This window comes from Streptomyces sp. NPDC047841 (assembly GCF_040704085.1).
Taxonomy (GTDB): Bacteria; Actinomycetota; Actinomycetes; order Streptomycetales; family Streptomycetaceae; genus Streptomyces; species Streptomyces argyrophylli.
Window position 1 is genome coordinate 207,713 of sequence record NZ_JBEYRP010000001.1, and the last position, 21,404, is coordinate 229,116.

Genomic DNA, 21,404 nt, shown 5'->3' on the forward strand with positions numbered 1-21,404 from the left:
GACGAGACACGAAAGGGTGAGACTGCGCGGAGGGTGACGGCGGGTAGTACTAGGGCCTCGTGTGCGGCGCACCCTTCCGGCCCGTCCGCTCAGCCCGTGTGGCCCTCGCCGTGGCCGCCGTGCGCCCCGCCGTGGTCGAACTTCAGGGCCTCGGGCGGCATGACGACGAAGGGCCGCATCATGCCCATGTCCTCGTGCTCCAGCAGGTGGCAGTGGTACATGAACCGGCCGTACGCGCCGTCGAAGCGGCCCATGACCCGCAGCATCTGGTCGCCCGGCACCCGGAAGACGTCCTTGAGGCCCCGTTCGTTGGGCGCGAGCGGTATCTCCCGGCCGGCGTCGTACCGGATCGGCGTGCGGGTGCCGCCCACCGCCGGGTCGAAGCCGGAGACGTCGTACGCGTCCCGGCCCAGCAGCTGGAAGTCGGCCAGGTGGATGTGCATGGGGTGCACGATGGGCGCGAGGTTGAGGAAGCTCCACTGCTCGTGGCTGCCCTCGCCGATCGTGAAGCCGAGCCCGTCGTTGAACGTCCGCGCGGTGCGCCGGTACGTCCTGGTGGTGCCGTCGGGTCCGGTGACCTGGACGATGCCCTCGGCCGGGAACGTCAGGCCGCCCGGGTCCTCGGCCTCGGTCATCTCCCAGATCTCGGGGTGGCCGCCGGCCCCCTTGGTGGCGGGCGGGGTGAGCAGCACGAGCCGGTGGCCGTGCGGGGTGTCGTGGGTGAGGCGGCGGAAGGAGCCGGAGAGCACCTCGGGCAGTTCGAAGGTGTCCTCGGCGCAGCCCTCCCGGACCCGGAACTCCAGCACGGCGGGACAGGGCACGTCCCCGGCCGGGTCGGGCACCCCCGCCGGCTGGTTCGGGCCCTTGTTCACCAGGCGCAGGGTGCGGCCCTCGAGTCCGCGGAAGTCCACCAGCAGGTCGAACCGCTCGGCCGGCGCGGCGGTCAGGGCCGGCAGCTCCGCGTCGAAGTCGACCGGCACCGGGCGCGGCAGCAGTCCGCCGTCGCTGCCGATCTGGTGGACGATCCCCGGCACCGGCTGGTCGTCCTCGTCGATGAGGACCAGTTCGAAGATGCGCGCGTTGGAGGCGTTGACCAGCCGGAACCGGTGCCACGCCGGGTCCACGTCGGCGTACGGCCAGATGCGGCCGTTGACCGTGGTGTACGGGCCGGTGAAGGGGAGGGAGACCGGCTTGCCCGTCTCCGGGTTGCGCTGCTGGACGATCACCGTCTTGTGCAGGAGCCGGCCGTTGAGGCGGCCGTCCTCGTCGGTGTCGAGGTTGCGGTCGGCGACGAGGAGCGGGATCTCCCGCTCGCCGGACGGCAGGCGCAGGGCGTCCTCCTCGTCGTCGCGGACGAGGTAGGTGCCGTACAGGCCCGCCATCACGTTCCACCGGGTGATGTTCATGGCGTGGTCGTGGTACCACCACTGCACCGCCTGGTGGTCGTTCGGGTACTCCGACAGCTGGGCGTCGCCGTGGCCGACGGCGTTGTCCGCCCAGCCGTCGTTGCCGCCGCCGGTCTGCGCGCCGTGCAGATGGGTCACCGACCAGGCGGGCAGGGCGGCGACGTCCTTGTTCGGCTCGGCGCCCTCGCGGCCGGGCTCGGTGGTGGCCTGCGGGCGGCCGTCCGTGCGCAGCGGCACCTCCACCGAGGTGACCGGGTGCTCGCCGTCCTTGGGGATGCGGTTGGTCCAGGCGATGCGGACGCGCTGTCCCCGGCGCACCTCGATGGTCGGGCCCGGCACGTGTCCGTCGTAGCCCCACATCAGGGTCGGCGGCAGTTGCGGGTGCAGGCGCACCCAGGTCGGGCGCAGGGCGATCTCGGTCTCGCGCAGGACGTCGTCCGCTGCGGGCCGCAGGACCGGCGGGACGGTCAACGGCGCCATGTACGGCGTCAGTTGGCGGCCCGCCGGTGCCTGCTCGCCCGTGGCCCGTACGGTGAGCCTCTCGATGGTCTCGGTCAAGGTCGAACACCCCCGTGTGTTCTGGCTCTGTTGTTCCCCTTACTCCCCAAGACTCCCGAGGACTGACCGAAGTTCCCTGAATGCCCTATTCCGTACGCGGAGATTCGGCGACGTCGGCCCAGCGACCGTCAGCCGAGTGACAGGACGGGTGCGCGGCCGGGCAGGAAGCCGTGGGCTCGGCGGCCGAGCCATGCGGCCTTGTACCGGTCGACCTCCCGGTGCCAGTTGAGAATCCCGGACAGCCAGTTCCGCAGGTCCTGCACATAGGCGTCCATGAGCGTCCGGGCCTCGGCCGACAGCTCGAAGTCGTCGTACAGCACCGGGAGTTCGTGGGCGGTCACGTGCTCGAACTGCTGCATGCGCTGGGTCATCAGGTCGTGGACGACGCCGAGCGCGGCCGGATAGTCCACGCCGAAGAAGTTCTGCACGACCAGGATCGAGTTGTGGATCTCGCCCTCGTACTCGATCTCCTTCTGGTACGAGAAGACGTCGTTGAGGAGACAGGCGTAGTCGATGGCGGCGTTCTCCAGGGAGCGCACCGGACCGCTGGCGTAGACCTCGGCGGGGATCGCCGGGCCGTGGCCCATCCGGCACATGCTCAGGGTGAGGTCCGAGCCGAAGGTGGAGCGCCGCATCTCCAGGTAGTCGACCGGGTCGGGGATGCGGTTCTGCAGCTGGTTGGAGAGTTCCCAGACCCAGCTCTCGGTCATCTTGTCCACGGACGTCTTGAGGGTGCGCCGCTGGTCGGCGGTCATCCCGGCCGTGGTGCGGGTCCACAGGTCGATCAGCGCGCGTTCCATGGCGTCGGCGGGAACGACCGTCGGCGCGCCCTCCACCGGCATGCACTGCGAGAGGCGGGCCGTGGTCAGCCGGGCGGCGGCGAGGTCCCGGCGGTGGCCGTACACCAGGGGGTAGTAGTCGTCGCCGTAGGTGCCCCAGGCGAGCCACTGCGCGCTGAGGTCGAGGGCCTCGGGGGTGGCGTCCGGGTCCAGCCCGGCGGAGCACAGCGCGAGGTCGTAGGCGGCGAGCTTGTCCTCGTCCCAGACGCCCTCCTGGAGGATGCCCATCCCGTGGCACCAGTCGACGAGGTTGCCGCGGGCCTGGTCCAGGTGGGGGCTGAGCTGGAGCTCGAAGGGCATGTAGAGGTCGGGGATGCGGGACGGGCCGACCTTCTGGTGGGGCACGTGGGAGTAGGCGCGCAGCCGGTCCTGCGCGGCCGAGGCGAGCAGTGCGCCGACGTCGGCGGCGGAGGTGCCGGGGCCGTTCGGCGCCTGCCAGGGCGAGCTGGGGCGCGCGCCCTTGTTCATGTAGCGGCTGGAGCGCATGTGCCATTCGTGGCCGCCGGACTGCCAGTCCTGGAGTCCCTTGGTGTAGGCGGCGACCGCGGCGGCCTCGGCGGGCGTGAGGCCCTTCTCCAGGGCGACGGCGGGGACCTCGGTGAGCGCGGTGTGCTCAAACTGGTGCAGCCGTGAGGTGAGGACGTCGTTGACGGTGTCGGCGGCCTCCTGGGTGGTGCAGCCGAAGAACTTCTCCAGGACCAGCACGCCGTTGCTGTTCTCGCCCTCGTCCTCGACCTCGCGCTGGTAGGAGAACAGGTCGTTGCGCAGGTGGACGGCGTCGGAGAAGGTCTCCATGAGGACCCGCAGCGGCCGGGTGCCGGCGACGGCGGCGGGCACCTCCGCGGTCGCGTACTCCACGAGCCCCGCCGACCAGGGGGCGCCGCCGACCTTGCGGCGCATCTCGATGTACTCGACGGGGTTGGCGACGCGCCCCTCGTTGATGTTGGACAGTTCCCACATCGACTCGTTGAGCAGGTGCTCGGTGGCGACGGAGAAGCGGCGGCGCCAGTCCACGGACATCGACGGCACCGTCCGCGCCCACAGGTCCTTCAGGCCGGCCTCCACCGGGTTCTCCGGCTCCGGCACGGGGGCGCCGGGGTCAAGCGGCATGAACAGCGGCAGGCGGTCCAGGTGGGCCTTGCCGGCGGCCCGGTCCTGGGTGCGCTTGTACATGTCCAGGAAGTGGTCGTCGAAGAAGAACACCCACACGTACCAGTCGGTGATCAGTGAGAGGGCGGGTCCGTCGCAGTCGGGATGGGTGTAGGCGCACAGGAGGCCGTAGTCGTGCGCCTCCAGGTCGGCCTGTTCCCAGATCCCGGAGCCTTCCAGCATGCCCATGTCGCGTGCCCAGCGGGTGGAGTGGGCCCGGGCCTCGTCCAGGTGCGGGTTGAGCCGCGCGGGATACGGCATGTAGAAGTGCGGGAGTTCGAACGGCTGCGTCATGGCCGGGCCCTACCCGTGGCCCCGGACGCCCATCCGCCCGGCGGCACATGATCACACCATCGCGTGAACCGCTCGGAAAACCTGGAACTCCGGTGGGCGGTTGTGGCGTTGGGTCCCTTGCCGTGTCCGCGCGCGCGGGCCACGGTAGGCGCATGACCTCCTTCGTGCTGCCCCATGAGGTGCACGGCGACGGCGCCCACAAGGTGTTCGCCGTGCACGGCTGGTTCGCCGACCGGTCCGCCTACGCGGCCGTCCTGCCGGACCTGGACCGCACCTCCTTCAGCTACGCGCTGGTGGACCTGCGGGGTTACGGCGAGGCCCGGGACGCGACGGGCTCGTACACGACGGCCGAGGCGGCCGTGGACCTCGTGGAGCTGGCGGACCGGCTCGGCTGGGAGCGGTTCTCGGTGGTCGGGCACTCGATGGGCGGCGCGGTGGCGCAGCGGCTGCTCGCCGTCGCCCCGCACCGGCTGCGCCGGATCGCCGGGGTGTCCCCCGTGCCCGCGTCCGGAATGCCGCTGGCCGGGGAGCAGGCGGCGCTGTTCAGGGACGCGGCGCACCGGGCGGAGAACCGGCGCGCGATCATCGACCTCACCACCGGTGGCCGGCGGCCCGCCGCCTGGCTGGACCGGATGGTCGCCCGCTCGCTGGAGCGCAGCGACCCGAAGGCGTTCCGGGCCTGGCTGGACTCGTGGGCGGGCGAGGACTTCACCGCCGACGTCGTGGACAGCGAGGTGCCGGCGCTGGCCGTGGCCGGCGCGCTGGACCCGGCGCTGTCCCCGGAGGTCATGCGGCAGACCTGGCTGGCCTGGTACCCGCGCGCGGAGCTGGCCCTGCTGCCGGGCGCCGGTCACTACGCGATGGACGAGACACCGCTGGACCTGGTCCGTGCCGTCGAGGACTTCCTGCGGGCCGACGGCCCGGGCGGCACCGGGGCGGGCGGGGTGGCGTGAGCGCGCGGGAGGCGCCGCCGGTCCCGGACGTCTTCGATCCGCGCCGGTACGCCGCCGGGGTGCCCTACGGCGACTACCGCGTGCTGCGCGACCACCATCCGGTGGCCTGGCAGGAGGAACCGGAGGTGCTGGGCTGGCCGGCCGGGCCCGGGTTCTGGGCGGTGACCCGGCACGCGGACGTCGTGCGCGTGCTGAAGGACGCGGGGACGTACTCGTCGTACGTCGGCGCGACCCAGATCCGTGACCCGGACCCGGAGGACCTGCCGTTCATCCGGCGGATGATGCTCAACCAGGACCCGCCGGGGCACGGGCGGCTGCGGCGGCTGGTGAGCCGCGCCTTCACGCCGGGACGCGTGGACCGGTTCGCGGCGGTCGCCCGGGAGCGGGCGCGCACGCTGCTCGCGGGCGCCGTGGAGGCGGCGCGGGCGGGGGACGGCACGGTGGACCTGGTGTCCGCCGTCACCGACGAGTACGCCCTGCTGAACCTGGCGGACCTGCTGGGCGTCCCGGCGGGCGACCGGCGGCTGCTGCTGCGCTGGACGCGGCGGGTCATCGGCTACCAGGACCCGGACGAGGCCGGTCCGCCGGTGCTGGACGGGGACGGCAGACCGGTGAACCCGCGGTCACCGGCGGTGCTGGCGGACATGTTCGCCTACGCCGGACAGCTGGCCGCGTACAAGAGGCGGTATCCCGCGGACGACGTCATGACGACGCTCGCCCACGACGCCGAACTCGCCGGTGCCGAACTGGAGATGTTCTTCTTCCTGCTCACCGTGGCGGGCAACGACACCGTGCGCGCCGCGGCCCCGGGCGGGCTGCTGGCGCTGGCGGAGCACCCGGAGGCGTACGAGCCGCTGCGCGCCGGGCAGGTGGCCGTGGCGTCCGCCGTCGACGAGCTGCTGCGCTGGCATCCGCCCGTGCTGACCTTCCGCCGGACGGCCGTGCGGGACACCGAGCTGGCGGGGCGCGCGATCCGGGCGGGCGACAAGGTCGTGGTGTTCCACGCCTCGGCCAACCGCGACGAGCGCGTGTTCACCGCTCCCGACCGGCTCGATCTCACCCGCTCCCCCAATCCGCACGTCTCCTTCGGGGACGGCCCGCACGTGTGCCTGGGCGCTCACTTCGCCCGGCTGCAACTGCGGCTGCTGCACGAGGAGGTGCTGCGCGTCCTGCCCCGGCCGCCGCGTCCGGCCGGGCCGCCCGGACGGCTGGTGTCGAACTTCATCAACGGCATCAAGTCACTGCCGCTGCGTGTCACCTGAGGTGTCCTTCCCGCCGTCCTTGGGGTCGGTCTGGATCAGCGCGTGCGTGCCACTGGTCCGCCAGCTCTGCCCCTCGGCCGCCACCAGGCCGGCCTCGGTCGTCGCGGACAGGCCGGTGATCACGTCGGACTTGAGGGTGCGCAGGGCGGCGACCGGGCCGGGGAAGTACGCGGTCGCCTCCCGGAAGGGCGTGGTGGGCGGCCAGAGCCGGTCGCCCACCAGACGGCGGTAGTTGAGGTCGCCCTTGACGATGGTCAGCGTGGCCGCGGCGAACTCGGCGCGCAGGTCGTCCGGCATCGCCGCGTACGGCAGCGGGGCGCAGGAGAACGGGTGGGCGCGCACGGTGAGCCGCCCGTCGGCCATGGCCGACCAGAGCAGGCGCCCGTACTCGGCGGCCGTTCCGTGGGCCGCGCGCAGCCGGTGCAGCGCGTCGACGACGTCGGCGGTGGTGGCGTCGGAGACGTAGTACGGGTACGGCTTGACGTGCAACACCGCCCGCGCGGTCCGGCCCTCGGCGAGGAGGTGGGCGATCAGCAGGAGGTCGGGGACCAGTTCGCGGCCCGCGTTGTCCGCGACGAGCACGAGCGTGCCGGTCCCGGCGGGCGGCAGCAGCGACCACAGGGTCTCGCTGTCGTCGGCGACCAGCGCGGGGGCGGGTTCCCCGGCGTGTGCGGCCGCGGCGGAGAGCCGGAAGCCGAGGTCGGCGCGGTTGCCCCACAGCGAGCCGTGCAGCAGGGCGCGGGCCCGCTCCTCCCGCGGCAGGTCCCACAGGCCGTCCAGGGCGGCCAGTTCCTCGTCGGTCTCCGGGGCGTCGAGCTCGGCGCGTTTGAAGGGGCGGAAGGGGTCGATGCCCTGCCAGGCGCCCGGCCCGAACCAGCCGACGGCGTCCAGCAGCCGGCGGTAGAAGTAGCTCTCGGCCCACAGCCAGGGCACGTCGTACCAGGACCGCCCGACGTGCTCGGCGAGGCCCCAGTCGTGCCACCGGTCCCGGTCCGGGGCGTCGGCGGGAAGCGGTTCGACGGTCCCCTCGGTGCAGCTCTTCAGCAGCTCGTCCAGCGCGGTGTGCTGCCCGGGGCCGTACGGGAAGGCGTCCCGTACCTGCCGGATGATCGCGGGGTGCCGTTCGGCCAGCACGCTGTGCGGGAACGAACCGGGTTCGTCGCCGAGGATCACGGGTGCGAAGGGGATGTCGGGCATGTCCGTCACCGTATCGCGGGCGTCAGGCGGTGCGGATCTCCCGCTCGAGCTGCGTGGCGAGGGTGACGTAGCGGGGGCGGCGGTGCACCGGGACGAGTCCGCGGATCATGAGGTGCCACATCTCGGCGACCCTGCGCGGCAGCCGTCCGACCGGTTCCAGCGAGCGGCCCGCGACCCGGGTGCCGATGAAGAAGCAGACGAGGGAGTGGGCGACGACGCCGACGTCGAGGTCACCGTGCACGTCGGCTTCCCGGACGGCTCCGGTGACCTTGCGGGTGGCGAATTCGAGCCACTCGGTGAACGGGTGCCGCAGCGGCGGCCGTACGGCGATGTCCGCGGTGGCCAGGCGGAGCCCGGCGCGCGGCACCGGGTCCTCCACGGCGAGCCGGGCGATCCCGAACGTGGTGCGCATCAGGGCCTCCAGCGAGGAGCAGCCGCGGTTCTCGACGTCGGCGACGAGCTGCCGCGCGGCCTTGGCCTGGAGTTCCAGGATGGCGTGGGCGAGGTCCTCCTTGGCGGCGAAGTGGAAGTACAGGGCGCCCTTGGTGACCTTCGCGTGTGCGACGATGTCGCTCAGGCTGGTGGACTCGTACCCGTGCCGGTCGATCAGGTCGGCGGCGGCCGTGATGATCGTCGCCCGGGTCTGTTCGGCACGTAACTGCCTTGGCATCCTGGACCCCCTCCTCGCGCATAAAAGAACAGGACATGCGGTTTGTTTATGACTCGTTGCATACGATAACTCACCGTGCGGCAACGGGAGTCCGGCGGACCACGCGCGCGGCAGGCCACGCGTCATCGCCCCGCTCGACGCCGGCCGGCTGCTCCGCACCTCTTCAACGGGCGAGACGTCATGGTTTCCCCTTCGTCGCCGGCCGGTGTCCGGCAGCCCCGGGGTGACGGGTGCCGCCCCATGATCGCCACGATACGAGGCGGACGCCCGACTCCTCAATGGGGTGTGGAAGCAGGCGCAAAACAGCCGAACCGGTCGGTGCTTTCGCGCCCCCCGCACGCGGGTGCGCCGGACCGGCTGAACGCGGCGGCCGGCGGGGCCGTACTGGACTGCGCGAACCCGTTCCCGCGCCCGCCGAGGAGACGCCCGGATGCATCGGACGACCCGGACGACCGCCCGCCTGAGCGTCAGGACGGCCGCCGCGACGGCGCCGCTCCTGCTCCTGCCGTGGGTGGCAGGACCCGCCCAGGCGCACGGAGCCCCCACGGACCCGGTCAGCCGGGTCTACGCCTGCTCCCCCGAGGGGGGCGCCACCCGGACGCCGGCCTGCCGCGCGGCGATCGCGGCGAACGGCGGTCCGTTCACCGCCTGGGACAACCTGCGGGTGGCGGGGGTGGCGGGCCGCGACCGGCAGGTGATCCCGGACGGCAGACTGTGCAGCGGAAACCTGCCGGCGTACCGGGGGCTGGACCTGGCCCGGCGGGACTGGCCGGCGACGCGGCTGGCGCCCGGCGGCCGCCTGACGCTGACCTACGCGTCGACCATCGCGCACACGGGCACGTTCACGTTGTACCTGACCAAGCAGGGCTACGACCCCTCACGGCCGCTGACCTGGTCCGACCTGCCCGCGCGCCCCTTCGCCGAGGTCACGGACCCGCCGCTGCGGGGCGGGGCGTACCGCGTGAACGCGACACTCCCGGCGGACCGGACGGGGCGTCAGGTGCTCTACACGATCTGGCAGAACAGCAGTACGCCGGACACGTACTACGCGTGCTCCGACGTGGTCTTCCCGCGGCGCGGGAAAGCCGCCGGGGCGGCGGGGTCCACCCGGCCCGCACCGACGGCTGGTTCAGGGGCCGCGCCGGCTTCCTCGGCCGCGTCGGCTTCTTCCGCCGCGCCGACTTCCCCGGAGCCGGGTTCACCGGCGGCCGGTTCGGCCGCGGGATCCGCCCACGGTGAGGAGAAGGCCGAGACCGCCGTCGGCGACGGGGCCCCGGTCGCGGGGACCAGGAGCGGCGGCCCGGGCCCCTCGGCGCCCCTGCTGGCGGGCGGCGCCACCGCGGTGCTGCTGCTCACCGGGGGCGCCGCCCTCGCTCTGCGGCTGCGCCGTCCACGACGGCGCTGAAGCAGGCGATCCGGTCGGTCAGTTGACGTAGACCCGGGCTCCCGCGTCGGTGACGGGTGCGTACTTCGCCGTGAAGTAGCCGTTGGCGAAGCACAGCGACGAGCCGGACGTCTTGGTGAACTGCTGGTTGGTGAAGGTGATGCTGCTGTCGGCGTTGTCGGCCTTGCCGGACAGGCCGGGCGCCTGGTACACGCAGGTCACGCTGCCCAGCAGGGTGCGCAGCTGGACGGTGGCCTGGATGACGGAGCCGCTCGCGGGCGAGACGGTGAGGGCGCCGCTCGAGGTGATCGTCGCCGAGTACGGCAGGTTGTTGATGGTGACGCCGTTGACGCCGAGGACACCGGTGACGTTGCTGGTGCAGGTGCTGCTGTCGAAGGTGTGCGCGGTGACGGACTCGGTGGCCGTGCCCGGTGCGGTCGGGTTGCCGGTGACCTTGGCGGTGAACTGCGAGCCGGTGCACTTGATCCCGCTGGTGCCGGTCGCACTGGAGTAGAAGGTGGCGGAGGTGCCGGAGGCCAGCGGCGCGGTGAGCGTGTCGCCGACGGCGACCGCGGTGCCGCCGGTGCTGCCGGTGGTGAGGACCGTGCCGGCCGCGGAGGCCGGGGTGGCCCACGCGAGGGCGAGCGCCGTGGCGGTGCCGGTAAGGGCGAGGAGGGAGCGCGTACGCATGCGGGTGCCTCTCTTCCAGAGGTGGGGGGACAGATGAGGTGAGGTGGGGGGTGGAGATCGGTGCGGATGCCGCCGGCGCGGGGCCGTCACGCCTTCTCCGTACGCGGCGGACCCGCGACGGCGGCACACCGGGCACCGGTCGGAGGCCTCGGGGGAAGACCTCCGGCCGGGCCGGGCACAGGGGCGGCACGGCACGGAGAGAAGGAGGAAAGGACCGTGCCGGAGCCGCGCTGCGAGGTGGAGCGGTTGCCGTGACAGGGCCGGGAACGCGGCCGGTGCCGCATGAGGGACGCGGTGGGTACCACGCCTGACGCGACGGGTGCCGCTTGCGGGATCCGGCGCCACGGATCCGTGGAAACAGGGGAAGTTGTAGACCTGATTAACCGTCAGGGTCAAGTGGTTGAAAGCCAGTTGACCCAGGCCGGTTGCCGTCCGTGCACATCCGACACCCTTTTTTCACAACTCCCTTGACCCTTGAATGTAACCGGCGGTAACTTCCTCGGAGGCTACTGCCGCGTAACGAGAAAGCCCTTGCGCCCGCCGGGAGTTGCGAGGAGGCGTGCGCGGCATCCGCTGTCCGCGCCAGGACACCGCGCCACTGAAGCCCAACCCGCACTGATCCGCGCCCATGGGAGCAGACATGGCCTCGTCCCCGGACGTCCCGTCCGCCGGCAACACCCCCGACATCCCGGGAAGCGACACCCCGGGAAGCGACACTCCGCCCGAAACCCGGAACGCCGCCGGGGCCACCGCCGGCGAGAGGCGCGGCCGTGTCCGCGCCCGCCGGGCCGCCGTGATGGCGGTGCCCGCGACCCTGGTCGCCGCCGGCCTCGCGGTCCTCACCGCGCAGGGAGCGCTGGGTGTGCAGTTCGCCATCTCCGGCATGCCGTTCACGGTCACCGCCACGGAACTCAACGGCACCGGGTTCGAGCAGTTCGGCGGGCTCGACAACATGGCGGACGGCAGCCCCAACGCCGGGGACACCGGCGGCCAGGTGCTCGTCATCACCTCCGCGATCAAGCACGCCACCCTCACCAAGCTGTGCCAGAGCGTCGACCTGGGCGGCACCAACCTGCTGATCACCGCGGGCGGCGGGGCCGAGAAGGTCAGCGCCACCGACCTGACCACCGACTCCACCGAGCTGTCGGGTGACGCGGCGTTCAACAACATCGAGATCGGCAACGACGCCAGCACGCTGACCAAGGCGGGCGTGAAGGGCCCGATCGGCGTCTTCAGCCAGCAGGCCGACACCGTGCGGATCGCCCATCTGCGGCAGACCAACTACGCCACGACCGCCGGCGTGTTCAAACTGCCGGGTCTCAAGCTGCGCTTCAGCGACTCGGGTTGCTGATCGCCGTGCCGGACCGTCCACGGCTGGGACCCAGGATCGCCTTCCGCGGATGGCGGGCCCGCCGGCCGTTCTGGGGCGGGCTGCTGCTCGCCCTCGGCGGCGGCGAGATCCTGCTCACCGAGAAAGCCTCGCTGAAGGTCGTGCTGCACATCGGCATGCAGGGCCTGGCGGGGTACCTGCTGCCGACCCTCATGGTGCTGCTGGGCCTGCTGATCCTCTTCAACCCCTCCCAGCGGCTCTTCTACTCCATCACCGGCATCCTGCTCTCCCTGGGCAGCTGGCTCACCTCCAACCTGGGCGGTTTCTTCATCGGCCTGCTCCTCGGCGCCGTCGGCAGCTGCCTCGCCTTCGGCTGGCTCCCGGACCAGGAGCCACCCGTCAGCCGCCGCAAACGGCGCAAGCAGGAGCGGGCCGAGGCCCACGCCCTGACGTCGGAGAGTGCGGGCACGGCCTGAACCGGGGCCTGGGCATGCCCCCGTCCTGTCGTCGCCGACGCCTCCGTGCCGCAGGGATCCTGGCGCGCCGGGAGCCGGTGACGCCGGGGCCCTGGCGCGCTCCGGGCGTCGGTGGCCCAGGGGCCCTGGCACGCTCCGGAAGTCGGTAACCCAGGGGGCGGGAACAGGCCCTGCCCGGAGCGGACGCGACCGGACCGGGCGGATCATCCGCCGGGATCACCCGAACAGGTGACTTGGGAACTACTTTGCCCGTGCCGGGAGTTCATCGGGCAGTCGGACGGCGGTGGAGTGCCGTCCGTAACGCGATGAACGAAGGAGCTACGGCATGGTGTTCAAGAGGCTGCTGGGCGCGATCGGGGTCGGCGGCCCCTCCGTGGACACGGTGCTGGACGGCGGCGCGGCGCTGCCCGGCGGCACCCTGACGGGCCGGGTGCTGCTGCGGGGCGGCGCGACGGCCGTGGAGGTCGAACACATCGGCCTGGAGCTGATCGCCTGTGTGGAGGCCGAGCACGCGGAGGGCGAGAGCGAGGGCACGGTCGCCTTCGAGCGGTTCACCGTCGGCGGTGGTTTCCGGCTCGGCGAAGAGGAGGAGCGCGAGCTTCCGTTCAGTGTCCCGCTCCCCTGGGAGACCCCGGTGACCGAACTGCACGGGCAGCCGCTCGGCATCGTGCTGGGCGTGCGCACCGAGGTCGCGGTGGCCGGCGCCCGGGACAAGGGCGACCTGGACCCGCTCGCCGTCCGCCCCCTGCCCGTGCAGGAAGCCGTCCTGGAGGCCCTCGGCGCCCTGGGCTTCGGCTTCCGCTCGGCCGACCTGGAGTACGGCCGCATCGGCGGCACGGGCCAGCAGTTGCCGTTCTACCAGGAGATCGAGCTGACTCCCGCCCCGCAGTACGCGCACGCGGTGAACGAGATCGAGCTGACCTTCCTCGCCTCCCCGCTGGGCGTGGAGGTGGTCCTGGAGGCGGACAAGCGCGGCGGACTGTGGTCGTCGGGGCACGACGCCCTGACCCGTTTCACCGTGCGCCACGAGGACGCGCCGTCCCTCGACTGGCAGAGAGAGGTGGACGGGTGGATCCGCCAGGTGACCGAGCACCGTGACGCCTACGACAGCCACGCGGCGTACGGCCACGGCGGCGCGCACCTGCCCGGTCACCACTCCTCCGACGGCCACCGCTCCGGCCCGGGCCTGGGCACGGCCGTGGCCGCAGGCGCGGCCGGCCTCGCCGTGGGTGTCGTGGGCGGCATGGTGGCCGCGGAGGCCGTCGACGAGATCGGGGACTTCTTCGAGGGAGAGGAGGAAGAAGGCGACGAAGGCGACGAAGGCTAGGGACAGCAGGAAGGGGCGCTCAGCCGGCGGAGCCCTGCGTGCCGTCCTCCTCCTTCATCGCCTTGGCCTCGCTCTTGAGGATGCGCATCGACTTGCCCAGCGCACGGGCGGTGTCGGGGAGCTTCCGGGACCCGAACAGCAGGAGGAACACGACCGCGACGATCAGCAAATGCCAGGGCTCAAGTCCGTTGCGGAGCATGACAGCCCCCTTCTTTGTCTCGCTTGTCTCACCTTGCGGCGAAGCTTGCCATGTTGCGCAACTGTACAACCCGGTCCGGACGGGAAGACGCGCACCCACCCCGGGGTCCGGGCGGTGGCGCGGGCCGGGCGGCGGGCTCGGCGTCGGTGGGTCCGCGTGGGCCGGTGTCCGGGGCGTCGCGGCTCCTGGAGGACGACTGCGCGACGGCTGGACGACGGCTGGAGGACGGCGCCGTCCCGGGGGTCAGAGGCCGCGGAGCCGGCGGGCCGGGACGGTGGCGGGCGCGGGCGCCTCCCGCTCGACGAGCCGGCCGACGACACGGTGGACGACGTCGACCACGGCGGCCTGTTCCGCTGTGTCGACGAAGTACACCTGGCGGCGGCCCTCGCGGCGGGAGCGGACGAGGCCGGCGAGTTTGAGCTTGGTCAGGTGCTGGCTCACGGCGGGCAGGGCGCCGCCGACCCGCTCGGCGAGGCCGGTCACGTCACTCTCGCCCTGGGTCAGCGCCCACACGATGTGCAGCCGGGCGGGCGAGGCGAGCAGTCCGAAGGCGGCGGCCGCCTCGGCGAACACCTCGGCGGAGGGGTCCTGGTGGCCGGTGCCGGGCGCTGTCGCCACTGTCGCCTTCCTCCGCCGGGATCGTCATGGGCTCGTCGCGGGTTCGTCGCGGGCTCGTCGCTGTGCGCCCGCTGTGTGCCCGCTGTGTCCGCCGTGTTCGCGGACACAGTGTAGATCTGTGGAACTTCCCGGTCGCTCCATTAGTTTCTACGTTGCTGTAGAAATTGCTGTCGGGCTGCCGGAAGCACCCGGCTGACGATATGAGGAGTACGCATGGCCCTGTGGGACCGCATCAAGGACTCGGCGTCGCAGATGCAGACGCAGTTGGTGGCGAAGAAGAACGACCTCAAGAGCGGCGCGTTCCGCGATGCGAGCATGGCGATGTGCGCGTTGGTGGCCGCCGCCGACGGCACGGTGGATCCGTCGGAGCGGCAGCGGGTCGCTCAGCTCATCGCCACCAACGAGGTGTTGCAGAACTTCCCGGCGGACGACCTCCGCCGGCGCTTCGAGGAGAACCTGAACAAGCTGACGACGGACTTCGCCTTCGGCAAGGTGAGCGTGCTGCAGGAGATCGCCAAGGCGAAGAAGAAGCCCGCCGAGGCGCGGGCCGTCATCCAGATCGGCATCGTCATCGGTGGCGCGGACGGCGACTTCGACAAGGACGAGCAGGCCGTGGTGCGCGAGGCGTGCTACGCGCTGGACCTGCCGCCGCACGAGTTCGACCTCTGAGCCCTGGGCAGGGCGCGGGGATGAGGGCACGTGCGACGACCTCGGACGGGCCCTCGTCCCCACCCATGCCGAACGGAGGTCACCACTCCGGTGCCGGCCACTCCCGCACCGGCTACTCCAGCACGGACCAGTCCGGCGCCTGCCGCTCCGGCCCCCGGGCTCACAACTCCGCGAGGCGCGGCAGCAGTTCGGTCGCCGTCTCGATGTCCCCGGTCAGCGGGCGGTCCTCCAGGCCGGTGGGCAGCACGGCGGCGGCGAGCGTGAGAGCGGGGAGGGCCGGCGGTTCCGGATGGAGACGCAGGGCCCTGACGGCGGACACCAGTTCGCAGGCGAGGACGGTGGCGTAGGCGGCGCGGGCCCGCTCCGTCTGGCGGGCCGCCTGCCCGGCGAAGCCGGCGGCCTCCTCCAGGCCGTGGGAGAGGACGGCGTGCCCGGCCGAGGCCGGCGCGGCGGCGCCGGCACGCAGCTCGGCGAGCGCCGAGTTGGCGGTGTACTCCAGGATCATCGTGCCGGAGCTGCCGGCCGGGCCGGTGGCGAGGAAGGCGGGCAGGCCGGTGAGGTCGGGGCGGCTCAGCGCGGAGAGTCGTGCGGCGGAGAGCTGCGCGGTCTTCAGCAGGGCGAGGTTCAGGCCGTCGAGCGCCAGCGCGAGGGGGGCGGCGAAGAAACCGCCGTGGTGGTAGAGGTGGCCCTCGGGGGTGAGGACGGGGTTCTCCGAGGGGCAGTTGATCTCGGTCTCGACGATCCGGCGCAGCGCGGCCGAGGCGTCGAGGGCGGCGCCGTGCACCTGCGGGAACGCACGGAATCCGTACGGGTCCTGGATCCGCCGGTCCGCTGCGGGAGGTCCGTTCCCCACGCCCGTCGCCGGGTCGTCGGGCAGTCCGAGCAGACGCCGTACCTCGGCGGCGGCACGGGCCGGGCCGGGGTAGGGCCGCAGGGCGTGCACCGGCGCCGCGTACGCCTCCGGCGAGCCCGACACGGCGGCGAGGGACAGCGCCGCGACCACGTGCGTGGCCCGCAGCAGCAGCTCGGTGCCGTGTCCGGCGAGGGCGGCCTGCGCGAGGGCCAGCGCGTTGCTGCTGAGCAGTGCCAGGGCGTCCCCGGCCCGCAGCGTGACCGGAGCGGGCAGTCCACCGGCGGCCAGGTCCCCGTCGCCGGTGCCCGCACCGACGCCCGCACCCACGCCCCGGGGACGCGCCTCGCCGACGTGCGCACCGTCGACCGTCCCGGTCAGGTCCGCCGCTGCCAGGGTCGCCTGCTCCGCACCGGCACCGACGGCACCCACACCCAGGGCACCGACGGCACCGAGAGCACCGGCACCGGCAGGCGGCCGTTCCTCGCTGAGTACGCCCCCGCCCGGTACCGCCGCCGGTGAGCCCGGCGCGTCCTCGGGCGTCAGCCACGGGCGTTCGCCGAGGAGGGTCAGGCCCGTCTGGGCCAGCGCCGTCAGGTCGCCGGTGCCCACGCCTCCGTACTCGTTGACCGCCGGGTGCACGCCGAGGCGCAGGGCGTCGGTGAGGGCGGTGACGAAGGACGGGTGGATGCCGGAACCGCCGGCCAGGAGCTGGTTGGCGCGGATGGCGAGCATCGCGCGCACCGTGCGGGCCGGCAGCAGCGGACCGGCCCCGCCGGCGTGACTGCGCAGCAGACGCAGGCCGTGGGCGGTCTCCTCGGCCGGGTCGACGGCGACCGAGCGGTGCGCGCCGACGCCGGTGCCCCGGCCGTACCAGCGGCCCGTGGCGGCGAGCCGGTCGGCCGTCCCGTGGGCGCGGCGGACCCGCTCCAGGGCGCCGGGGTCGACGACGGGTACGGCCGCACCCTCCGCGAGCCGGATCAGGGCGGGGAGGGTGAGGCCGCCGCCGTCGAGCGGGACGCGGGTGTCCCCTGGCTGCGGGGGCACCCGCGTGGTCACGTCCACGGTGGTTCCTGACAGTTCCTGGTCGTTCCGGTTGTTCTTGCTGTTCTGGTCAGCCGAGCCCCGCCGGACTCGGCCCAGTCCCGCCGGACTCAGCCCAGTCCCGCCGACTTCAGCCACGCCTTGGCGACGTCCAGCGGGTCCTTGTTCTGGGCCTGCACCTGGGTGTCCAGGTTCAGCAGGGTCGCGGTGTCGAGCTTGGCGGAGACGGCGTTGAGCGCGGCGACGCCCTCCTTGGACAGCGCGCCCTTGTAGGCGAGCGGCTGGACGTTCTCGAAGCCGAACAGGTTCTTCGGGTCCTGGAGGACGACGAACTTCTCCTTGGAGATGTTCGGGTCCGTGGTGAACATGTCCGCCGCCTGCACGGCGTCCTTCTTCAGCGCCGCCAGCGTGAGCGGGCCGCCCGCGTCCAGCGCCTTGAAGGACTTGAACTCCAGGCCGTAGACGGACTTCAGGCCCACCAGGCCCTGCTGCCGGGTCTGGAACTCCGGCGAGGCGCCGATGACCAGGTCCTTGGCGACGTCCTTCAGGTCGGCGATGGAGGACTTCTCGGTGAGCTGGTACTTCTTCGCGGTGGCCGCGTTGACCGTGATCGAGTCCTTGTCCTGCGCCGGCGCCGGGTCGAGCAGCGTGAGCTTGGAGTCCAGCTTGGCGCTGATGGCGTCCGTGGTCTCGGCGAGGGTCTTCGGGGCGGCCTTCGGATCGAGGTAGGCCAGCAGTGCGCCGTTGTACTCGGGCAGGACCGAAATGGAGCCGTTCTTGATCAGGCCGTAGGTCGTCTCGCGGCTACCGATGTTCGGCTTGTACGTGACCTTGATCCCCTTGGCCTTGAGTGCTTCGCCGTAGATGTCGGCGAGCAGGGTGCTCTCGGGGAAGTTGTTGGATCCGACGACGACGGTGTCGCCGCTGGCCTTGCTGTTGTCCGACAGGGGGTTGTCGGACGTGCCGTCGTTGGAGGAACAGCCCGCCAGCAGAGCCGTAGCCGCCGCGAGGGCGACCGCCGCCGCGCCTCGGTTCCTCCGGATGGACCTGCTGATGTGGGTCGTAAAAGTCACGCGCTGATCCAATCCAGCCAGTTCTCGGTCAGTCAAGGGCATCAGATCACCGATTGGCCTCGATCTGCGGTCACTCATGCACACAGAGCATTCTCTTTGTAACGGATTCTTGATGAAAGGTGAGCTGATCGACACCTCAAGAGACCTGTAGTCTCACCCGAGTTGGTTTCGACCACAGCGGTGCGCGGGGCCCGCTCCGGTGTCGTGACGCAGGCGTTCGGGGGGCGACAGCCCTCAGGTCCGGGAGTGACGGCTCCCCCGGACAAGACACCCATGAAGGAGGCCCGGTGTCCACGAACCAGGTGGACGCGCCCGACCGGCACGCCCCCACGCGGGGCGGAGCGCGGGGATTCGCCGACCGCTGGCCCTTCCGGCGCAAACTCAATCTGCTCGTCGGCATTCCCCTCGCGGTCATCGCGGTCCTGCTGGCGTACCTCTTCACCGACCTGGTGCGGCAGTCGTCCAGCGCCGCCTCGGCGGCCCGGCTGGTGCGCTCCAGCGCCCAGGTGGCGCGGCTGGTGGACCGGGTCGAGGCCGAGCACCAGCAGGCCATCCTGCTCTCCACGCGCTACGAAGCCGGGGACGCGAAGCCGTCGACGTCCGCCTACCGTGCCGCGCAGCACGCGGTCGACTCCCAGGTGGCGAAGGTGCGCGAGGCGTTCGGGGACCGGCTGCCGGAGGGCGAGGCGCAGGCGCTGCGCGGGGTCGAGGGCCTCACCAGCCTGCGCACCTCGGTGGAGCAGTCGTACCTGCCCGCCGACAACATCGACCCGGCCTACGCGGGCGCCGCCCAGAGCCTGATCGACGGCCTCGGCCTCGACCGCGACGCCGACCTCGCCGAGACCTTCACCGGCAGCCTGCTGGACTCCCTGCTGCGCGCGGACGCCGCCCACGGCGCCTTCGAGACCAACGTGTTCGCCGCCACCACGGGTGACACCAACGCGCAGATCGAGTTCACCAGCGCGGTCGGCGCCTACGAGCTGTACACCCACCAGGCCCAGCGCTTCGCCCGGTTCGCCACCGACGCGCAGGCCGCGCGGTTCTCCGGCATCGAACACACGCGGGCGGAGAGCGAGATCACCGAGGCGTACGCCGAACTCCAGGTCGGTGCCGGCCGGCTGGAGACGACCGACAAGGGGCTGCTGCGGCGGGCGGTGCAGGACGCGCTGGCCGACTACCCCGCCTACCCCGAGCAGGCCGCCGCCCGGCTGAAGATCACCACCGCGCTGATCGGCCAGATCGCCGACCGGGCCGACGGCGCCGCCGAAGGCGCCCGGTGGCGGGCCGGCCTGCTGCTGAGCGGTGCGCTGGTCGCCTTCGCGCTGTGGATCGCCTTCGCGGTCCTGGTGCGCCGCTCGGTGGTCCGGCCCGTGCAGGCGCTCACCGGGGCCGCGCGGGAGGTCGCCGAGGTCGCCGGGCGGGAACTGGCCCGGGTGGCCGACGACGACGCCGAGGACGACGGACCGCCGCGGCTGCGGGACATGCCGGTCACGGCCCGCGACGAGATCGGCGACCTGGCGGAGGCGTTCAACCGGGTGCAGACCACCGCCGCCGCGCTGCTGGAGCGCCAGGTGCTCAGCCGGCGCAACACCGCGGAGATGTTCGGCAACGTGGGCCGCCGGGTCAGCAACCTCACCACCCGGCAACTCGCCCTGATCGACGCGGTGGAGCGGGGGGAGACCGACCCGGCGCTGCTGGAACGGCTGTACTCCATCGACCACATCGCCGTACGGCTGCGCCGCAACGCCGACAGCCTGATGCTGCTGGCCGGCATCCGCGAGACGGTGCTGGACGCGGGCCCCACCGCGCTGTCCACCGTCGTACGGGCCGCGCTCGGGCAGATCGAGGGCTACCAGCGGGTACGGCTGTACGCCGCGTCGGACGCCCTGGTCGAGCCGGACGTCATCGGTGACCTCACGCTGATGGTGGCCGAGCTCCTGGAGAACGCGGTGTCGTTCTCGCCCGAGGGCAGCCCCGTCGAGGTCACCGTCCGCTCCGGCACCGAGGGCACGCACGTCGTGATCACCGACCACGGCCTCGGCATGAGCGCCGAGCGGCTCGCCGAGGAGAACGCCCGGCTGATCCGCCGCGAACGGCTGGACCTGGTCCCGACCAAGGTGCTGGGCCTGTTCGTGGTGGGCGCGCTGGCCCGCCGCTGGGAGATCGGGGTCGAACTGACCCGCACGCCGGGCGGCGGTGTGACCGCCGAGGTGACGCTGCCGGCCTCGCTGCTGCTCGCCCCGGGCGCGGGGGCGGAGGGTGCGCCGGCCGCGGCGCCCGCACCGGTGGCCGCGGTGTCCGGCCCGGTACCCGCGCGGGGCACGCTGCCGCCGGACACCGCCCGCGAGAAGGCACCGGCCGGCGGCACCGCCCCGGACGAGCACGCCCGCGCCGAACACGGCGGCCCGCTCCCCCGCCGCACCCCCCGCCACTCACCGCGCGGCACCGACGCGCCGGCCCCTTCGGAGGAGCAGAGGCCCGGCACGGCCGAACACGGCGCGCGCCCGCTGCGCCGCCGGGTGCGCGGTGCCACGCTGCACACCACCGCCGGCGCCGCGCCGACGGTGCCGGAGACCGTGCGACCGCTGGACGCCGAGGCCGTCCGCGACGCGCTGGAGGAGTTCGAGGACGCCGTGGAACGCGCCCGGCTGGACAGCGACACGGTCAGCTTCGCCCGCCCGGTGACCACCGGCGGGGCCCCTCGGCAGAGCGGCACGGCCACGGACCAGGACGGCGCGACGGCGGCACCGCACCGGCCCCGCCCGGCCGGTGCCGCCGGAGCCACGCCCCCGTCCCGCCCGGACGCCACCCCGACCGCCGCCCGGCCCCCGCGCCCGGACGGCACCCCGCCCCGGACCGACGGCACCCCAGCCGCCGGCCCCCCGCCGCACGACCCGAACCACCTTCCGGAAGGAGCCGAGCAGTGAGCACGTCGACAGGTGACAGCCCGACGGGCGGCACCACGCCCACCGACCTGAAGGCAGCCGCGGCCGACTTCACCTGGCTGCTGAGCCGCTTCGCGACCGAGACCGCCGGCGTCGTCGACGCCATCGCCGTGTCCTCCGACGGCCTGCTGATCGCGGTGTCACAGCTGCGCGAGCACGCCGACTCCGAGCGGCTGGCGGCGATCGTGTCCGGCATCACCAGCCTGGCCGCGGGTGCCTCCGGCAACTACGGCCTCGGCGGACTGAACAAGGTCATCATCGATCTGGAGGGCGGTCACGTCATCGTCTCCGCGATCGGCAGCGGCGCCGTGCTCGGCGTCGTCACCGACAAGGAGGCGAAACTCGGCAACATCGCCTACGAGATGACGCTGTTCGCCAACCGCGCCGGTGCCGCGCTGAGCCCGCAGCTCGTGCTGGAGCTGAAGAACAGCGTGGGCACGGCGGCGGCCCGCTGAGGAGGAGAAGGTTTCC

Annotated in this window: 17 protein-coding genes and 1 pseudogene; 9 read left to right on the forward strand and 9 right to left on the reverse strand. The window is 72.7% G+C overall.

The features are described from left to right. Positions 1–89: 89 nt before the first annotated feature. Both phsA and cyc2 read right to left on the reverse strand, forming a co-directional pair. The gene (gene phsA / locus AB0947_RS00875; protein WP_366748137.1) at positions 90–1,964 is read right to left on the reverse strand and encodes an O-aminophenol oxidase PhsA; all 1,875 of its coding nucleotides are present in this window, start codon (positions 1,962–1,964) and stop codon (positions 90–92) included. Positions 1,965–2,092: 128 nt separating this feature from the next. Next, positions 2,093–4,246, reverse strand: coding sequence for a germacradienol/geosmin synthase Cyc2 (gene cyc2, locus AB0947_RS00880; protein ID WP_366748138.1), 2,154 nt, complete (start codon positions 4,244–4,246; stop codon positions 2,093–2,095). A gap of 152 nt (positions 4,247–4,398) precedes the next feature. On the opposite strand from cyc2, the gene AB0947_RS00885 reads away from it, so the two are divergent. Both AB0947_RS00885 and AB0947_RS00890 read left to right on the forward strand, forming a co-directional pair. Continuing rightward, the gene (locus AB0947_RS00885; RefSeq protein ID WP_366748139.1) at positions 4,399–5,199 is read left to right on the forward strand and encodes an alpha/beta hydrolase; all 801 of its coding nucleotides are present in this window, start codon (positions 4,399–4,401) and stop codon (positions 5,197–5,199) included. Then, entirely contained in the window at positions 5,196–6,461 is a 1,266-nt protein-coding gene (locus AB0947_RS00890; RefSeq protein ID WP_366748140.1) for a cytochrome P450, read from the forward strand. The genes AB0947_RS00885 and AB0947_RS00890 overlap by 4 nt, the downstream gene beginning before the upstream one ends. Here the strand turns inward: AB0947_RS00890 and AB0947_RS00895 are convergent. Both AB0947_RS00895 and AB0947_RS00900 read right to left on the reverse strand, forming a co-directional pair. Then, positions 6,438–7,658, reverse strand: a complete 1,221-nt coding sequence (locus tag AB0947_RS00895; RefSeq protein WP_366748141.1) for a damage-control phosphatase ARMT1 family protein — start codon at positions 7,656–7,658, stop codon at positions 6,438–6,440. The two genes, AB0947_RS00890 and AB0947_RS00895, sit on opposite strands and share 24 nt — an antisense overlap. Positions 7,659–7,680: 22 nt before the next feature. Continuing rightward, complete coding sequence (locus tag AB0947_RS00900; protein WP_366748142.1) at positions 7,681–8,328, reverse strand: ScbR family autoregulator-binding transcription factor; 648 nt, start codon at positions 8,326–8,328, stop codon at positions 7,681–7,683. A gap of 430 nt (positions 8,329–8,758) precedes the next feature. Here AB0947_RS00900 and AB0947_RS00905 point away from each other — a divergent pair, with 430 nt between their 5' ends. Further along, positions 8,759–9,733: a lytic polysaccharide monooxygenase gene (locus tag AB0947_RS00905; RefSeq protein ID WP_366748143.1), complete on the forward strand. Its 975-nt coding sequence runs from the start codon at positions 8,759–8,761 to the stop codon at positions 9,731–9,733. 18 nt (positions 9,734–9,751) lie between these two features. On the opposite strand, the gene AB0947_RS00910 is transcribed toward AB0947_RS00905, so the two are convergent. Then, positions 9,752–10,402 (reverse strand): Tat pathway signal sequence domain protein, encoded by a 651-nt coding sequence (locus AB0947_RS00910; RefSeq protein WP_366748144.1) that lies wholly within the window; start codon positions 10,400–10,402, stop codon positions 9,752–9,754. 640 nt (positions 10,403–11,042) lie between these two features. On the opposite strand from AB0947_RS00910, the gene AB0947_RS00915 reads away from it, so the two are divergent. From AB0947_RS00915 to AB0947_RS00925, 3 genes are all read left to right on the forward strand, one after another. Further along, a complete protein-coding gene (locus tag AB0947_RS00915) occupies positions 11,043–11,753 on the forward strand; it encodes a DUF6230 family protein (RefSeq protein ID WP_366748145.1) in 711 nt (236 codons plus the stop codon). A gap of 5 nt (positions 11,754–11,758) precedes the next feature. Then, positions 11,759–12,208, forward strand: coding sequence for a DUF6114 domain-containing protein (locus AB0947_RS00920; protein ID WP_366748146.1), 450 nt, complete (start codon positions 11,759–11,761; stop codon positions 12,206–12,208). Between the two features lie 325 nt (positions 12,209–12,533). Beyond that, positions 12,534–13,535 carry a sporulation protein gene (locus AB0947_RS00925; protein ID WP_366748147.1) on the forward strand — a complete coding sequence of 334 codons (1,002 nt, stop codon included), beginning with the start codon at positions 12,534–12,536 and terminating at the stop codon, positions 13,533–13,535. Between the two features lie 43 nt (positions 13,536–13,578). On the opposite strand, the pseudogene tatA reads toward AB0947_RS00925, so the two are convergent. Continuing rightward, positions 13,579–13,734: pseudogene (gene tatA, locus AB0947_RS00930) on the reverse strand (Sec-independent protein translocase subunit TatA); the annotation flags it as partial. 243 nt (positions 13,735–13,977) lie between these two features. After that, positions 13,978–14,352 carry a metalloregulator ArsR/SmtB family transcription factor gene (locus AB0947_RS00935; RefSeq protein ID WP_366748148.1) on the reverse strand — a complete coding sequence of 125 codons (375 nt, stop codon included), beginning with the start codon at positions 14,350–14,352 and terminating at the stop codon, positions 13,978–13,980. 213 nt (positions 14,353–14,565) lie between these two features. Here AB0947_RS00935 and AB0947_RS00940 point away from each other — a divergent pair, with 213 nt between their 5' ends. Beyond that, positions 14,566–15,021, forward strand: coding sequence for a tellurite resistance TerB family protein (locus AB0947_RS00940; RefSeq protein WP_030984917.1), 456 nt, complete (start codon positions 14,566–14,568; stop codon positions 15,019–15,021). Positions 15,022–15,181: 160 nt separating this feature from the next. Here the strand turns inward: AB0947_RS00940 and AB0947_RS00945 are convergent, their stop codons facing one another. Beyond that, positions 15,182–16,936 (reverse strand): aromatic amino acid lyase, encoded by a 1,755-nt coding sequence (locus tag AB0947_RS00945; RefSeq protein ID WP_366748149.1) that lies wholly within the window; start codon positions 16,934–16,936, stop codon positions 15,182–15,184. An 89-nt stretch (positions 16,937–17,025) separates the two neighbouring features. After that, positions 17,026–17,988: an ABC transporter substrate-binding protein gene (locus AB0947_RS00950; RefSeq protein WP_366748150.1), complete on the reverse strand. Its 963-nt coding sequence runs from the start codon at positions 17,986–17,988 to the stop codon at positions 17,026–17,028. Between the two features lie 287 nt (positions 17,989–18,275). Between AB0947_RS00950 and AB0947_RS00955 the strand changes: the two genes are divergently transcribed. After that, positions 18,276–20,915 carry an ATP-binding protein gene (locus AB0947_RS00955; protein WP_366748151.1) on the forward strand — a complete coding sequence of 880 codons (2,640 nt, stop codon included), beginning with the start codon at positions 18,276–18,278 and terminating at the stop codon, positions 20,913–20,915. Next, complete coding sequence (locus tag AB0947_RS00960) at positions 20,912–21,388, forward strand: roadblock/LC7 domain-containing protein (RefSeq protein ID WP_366748152.1); 477 nt, start codon at positions 20,912–20,914, stop codon at positions 21,386–21,388. The genes AB0947_RS00955 and AB0947_RS00960 overlap by 4 nt, the downstream gene beginning before the upstream one ends. Positions 21,389–21,404: the final 16 nt, after the last annotated feature.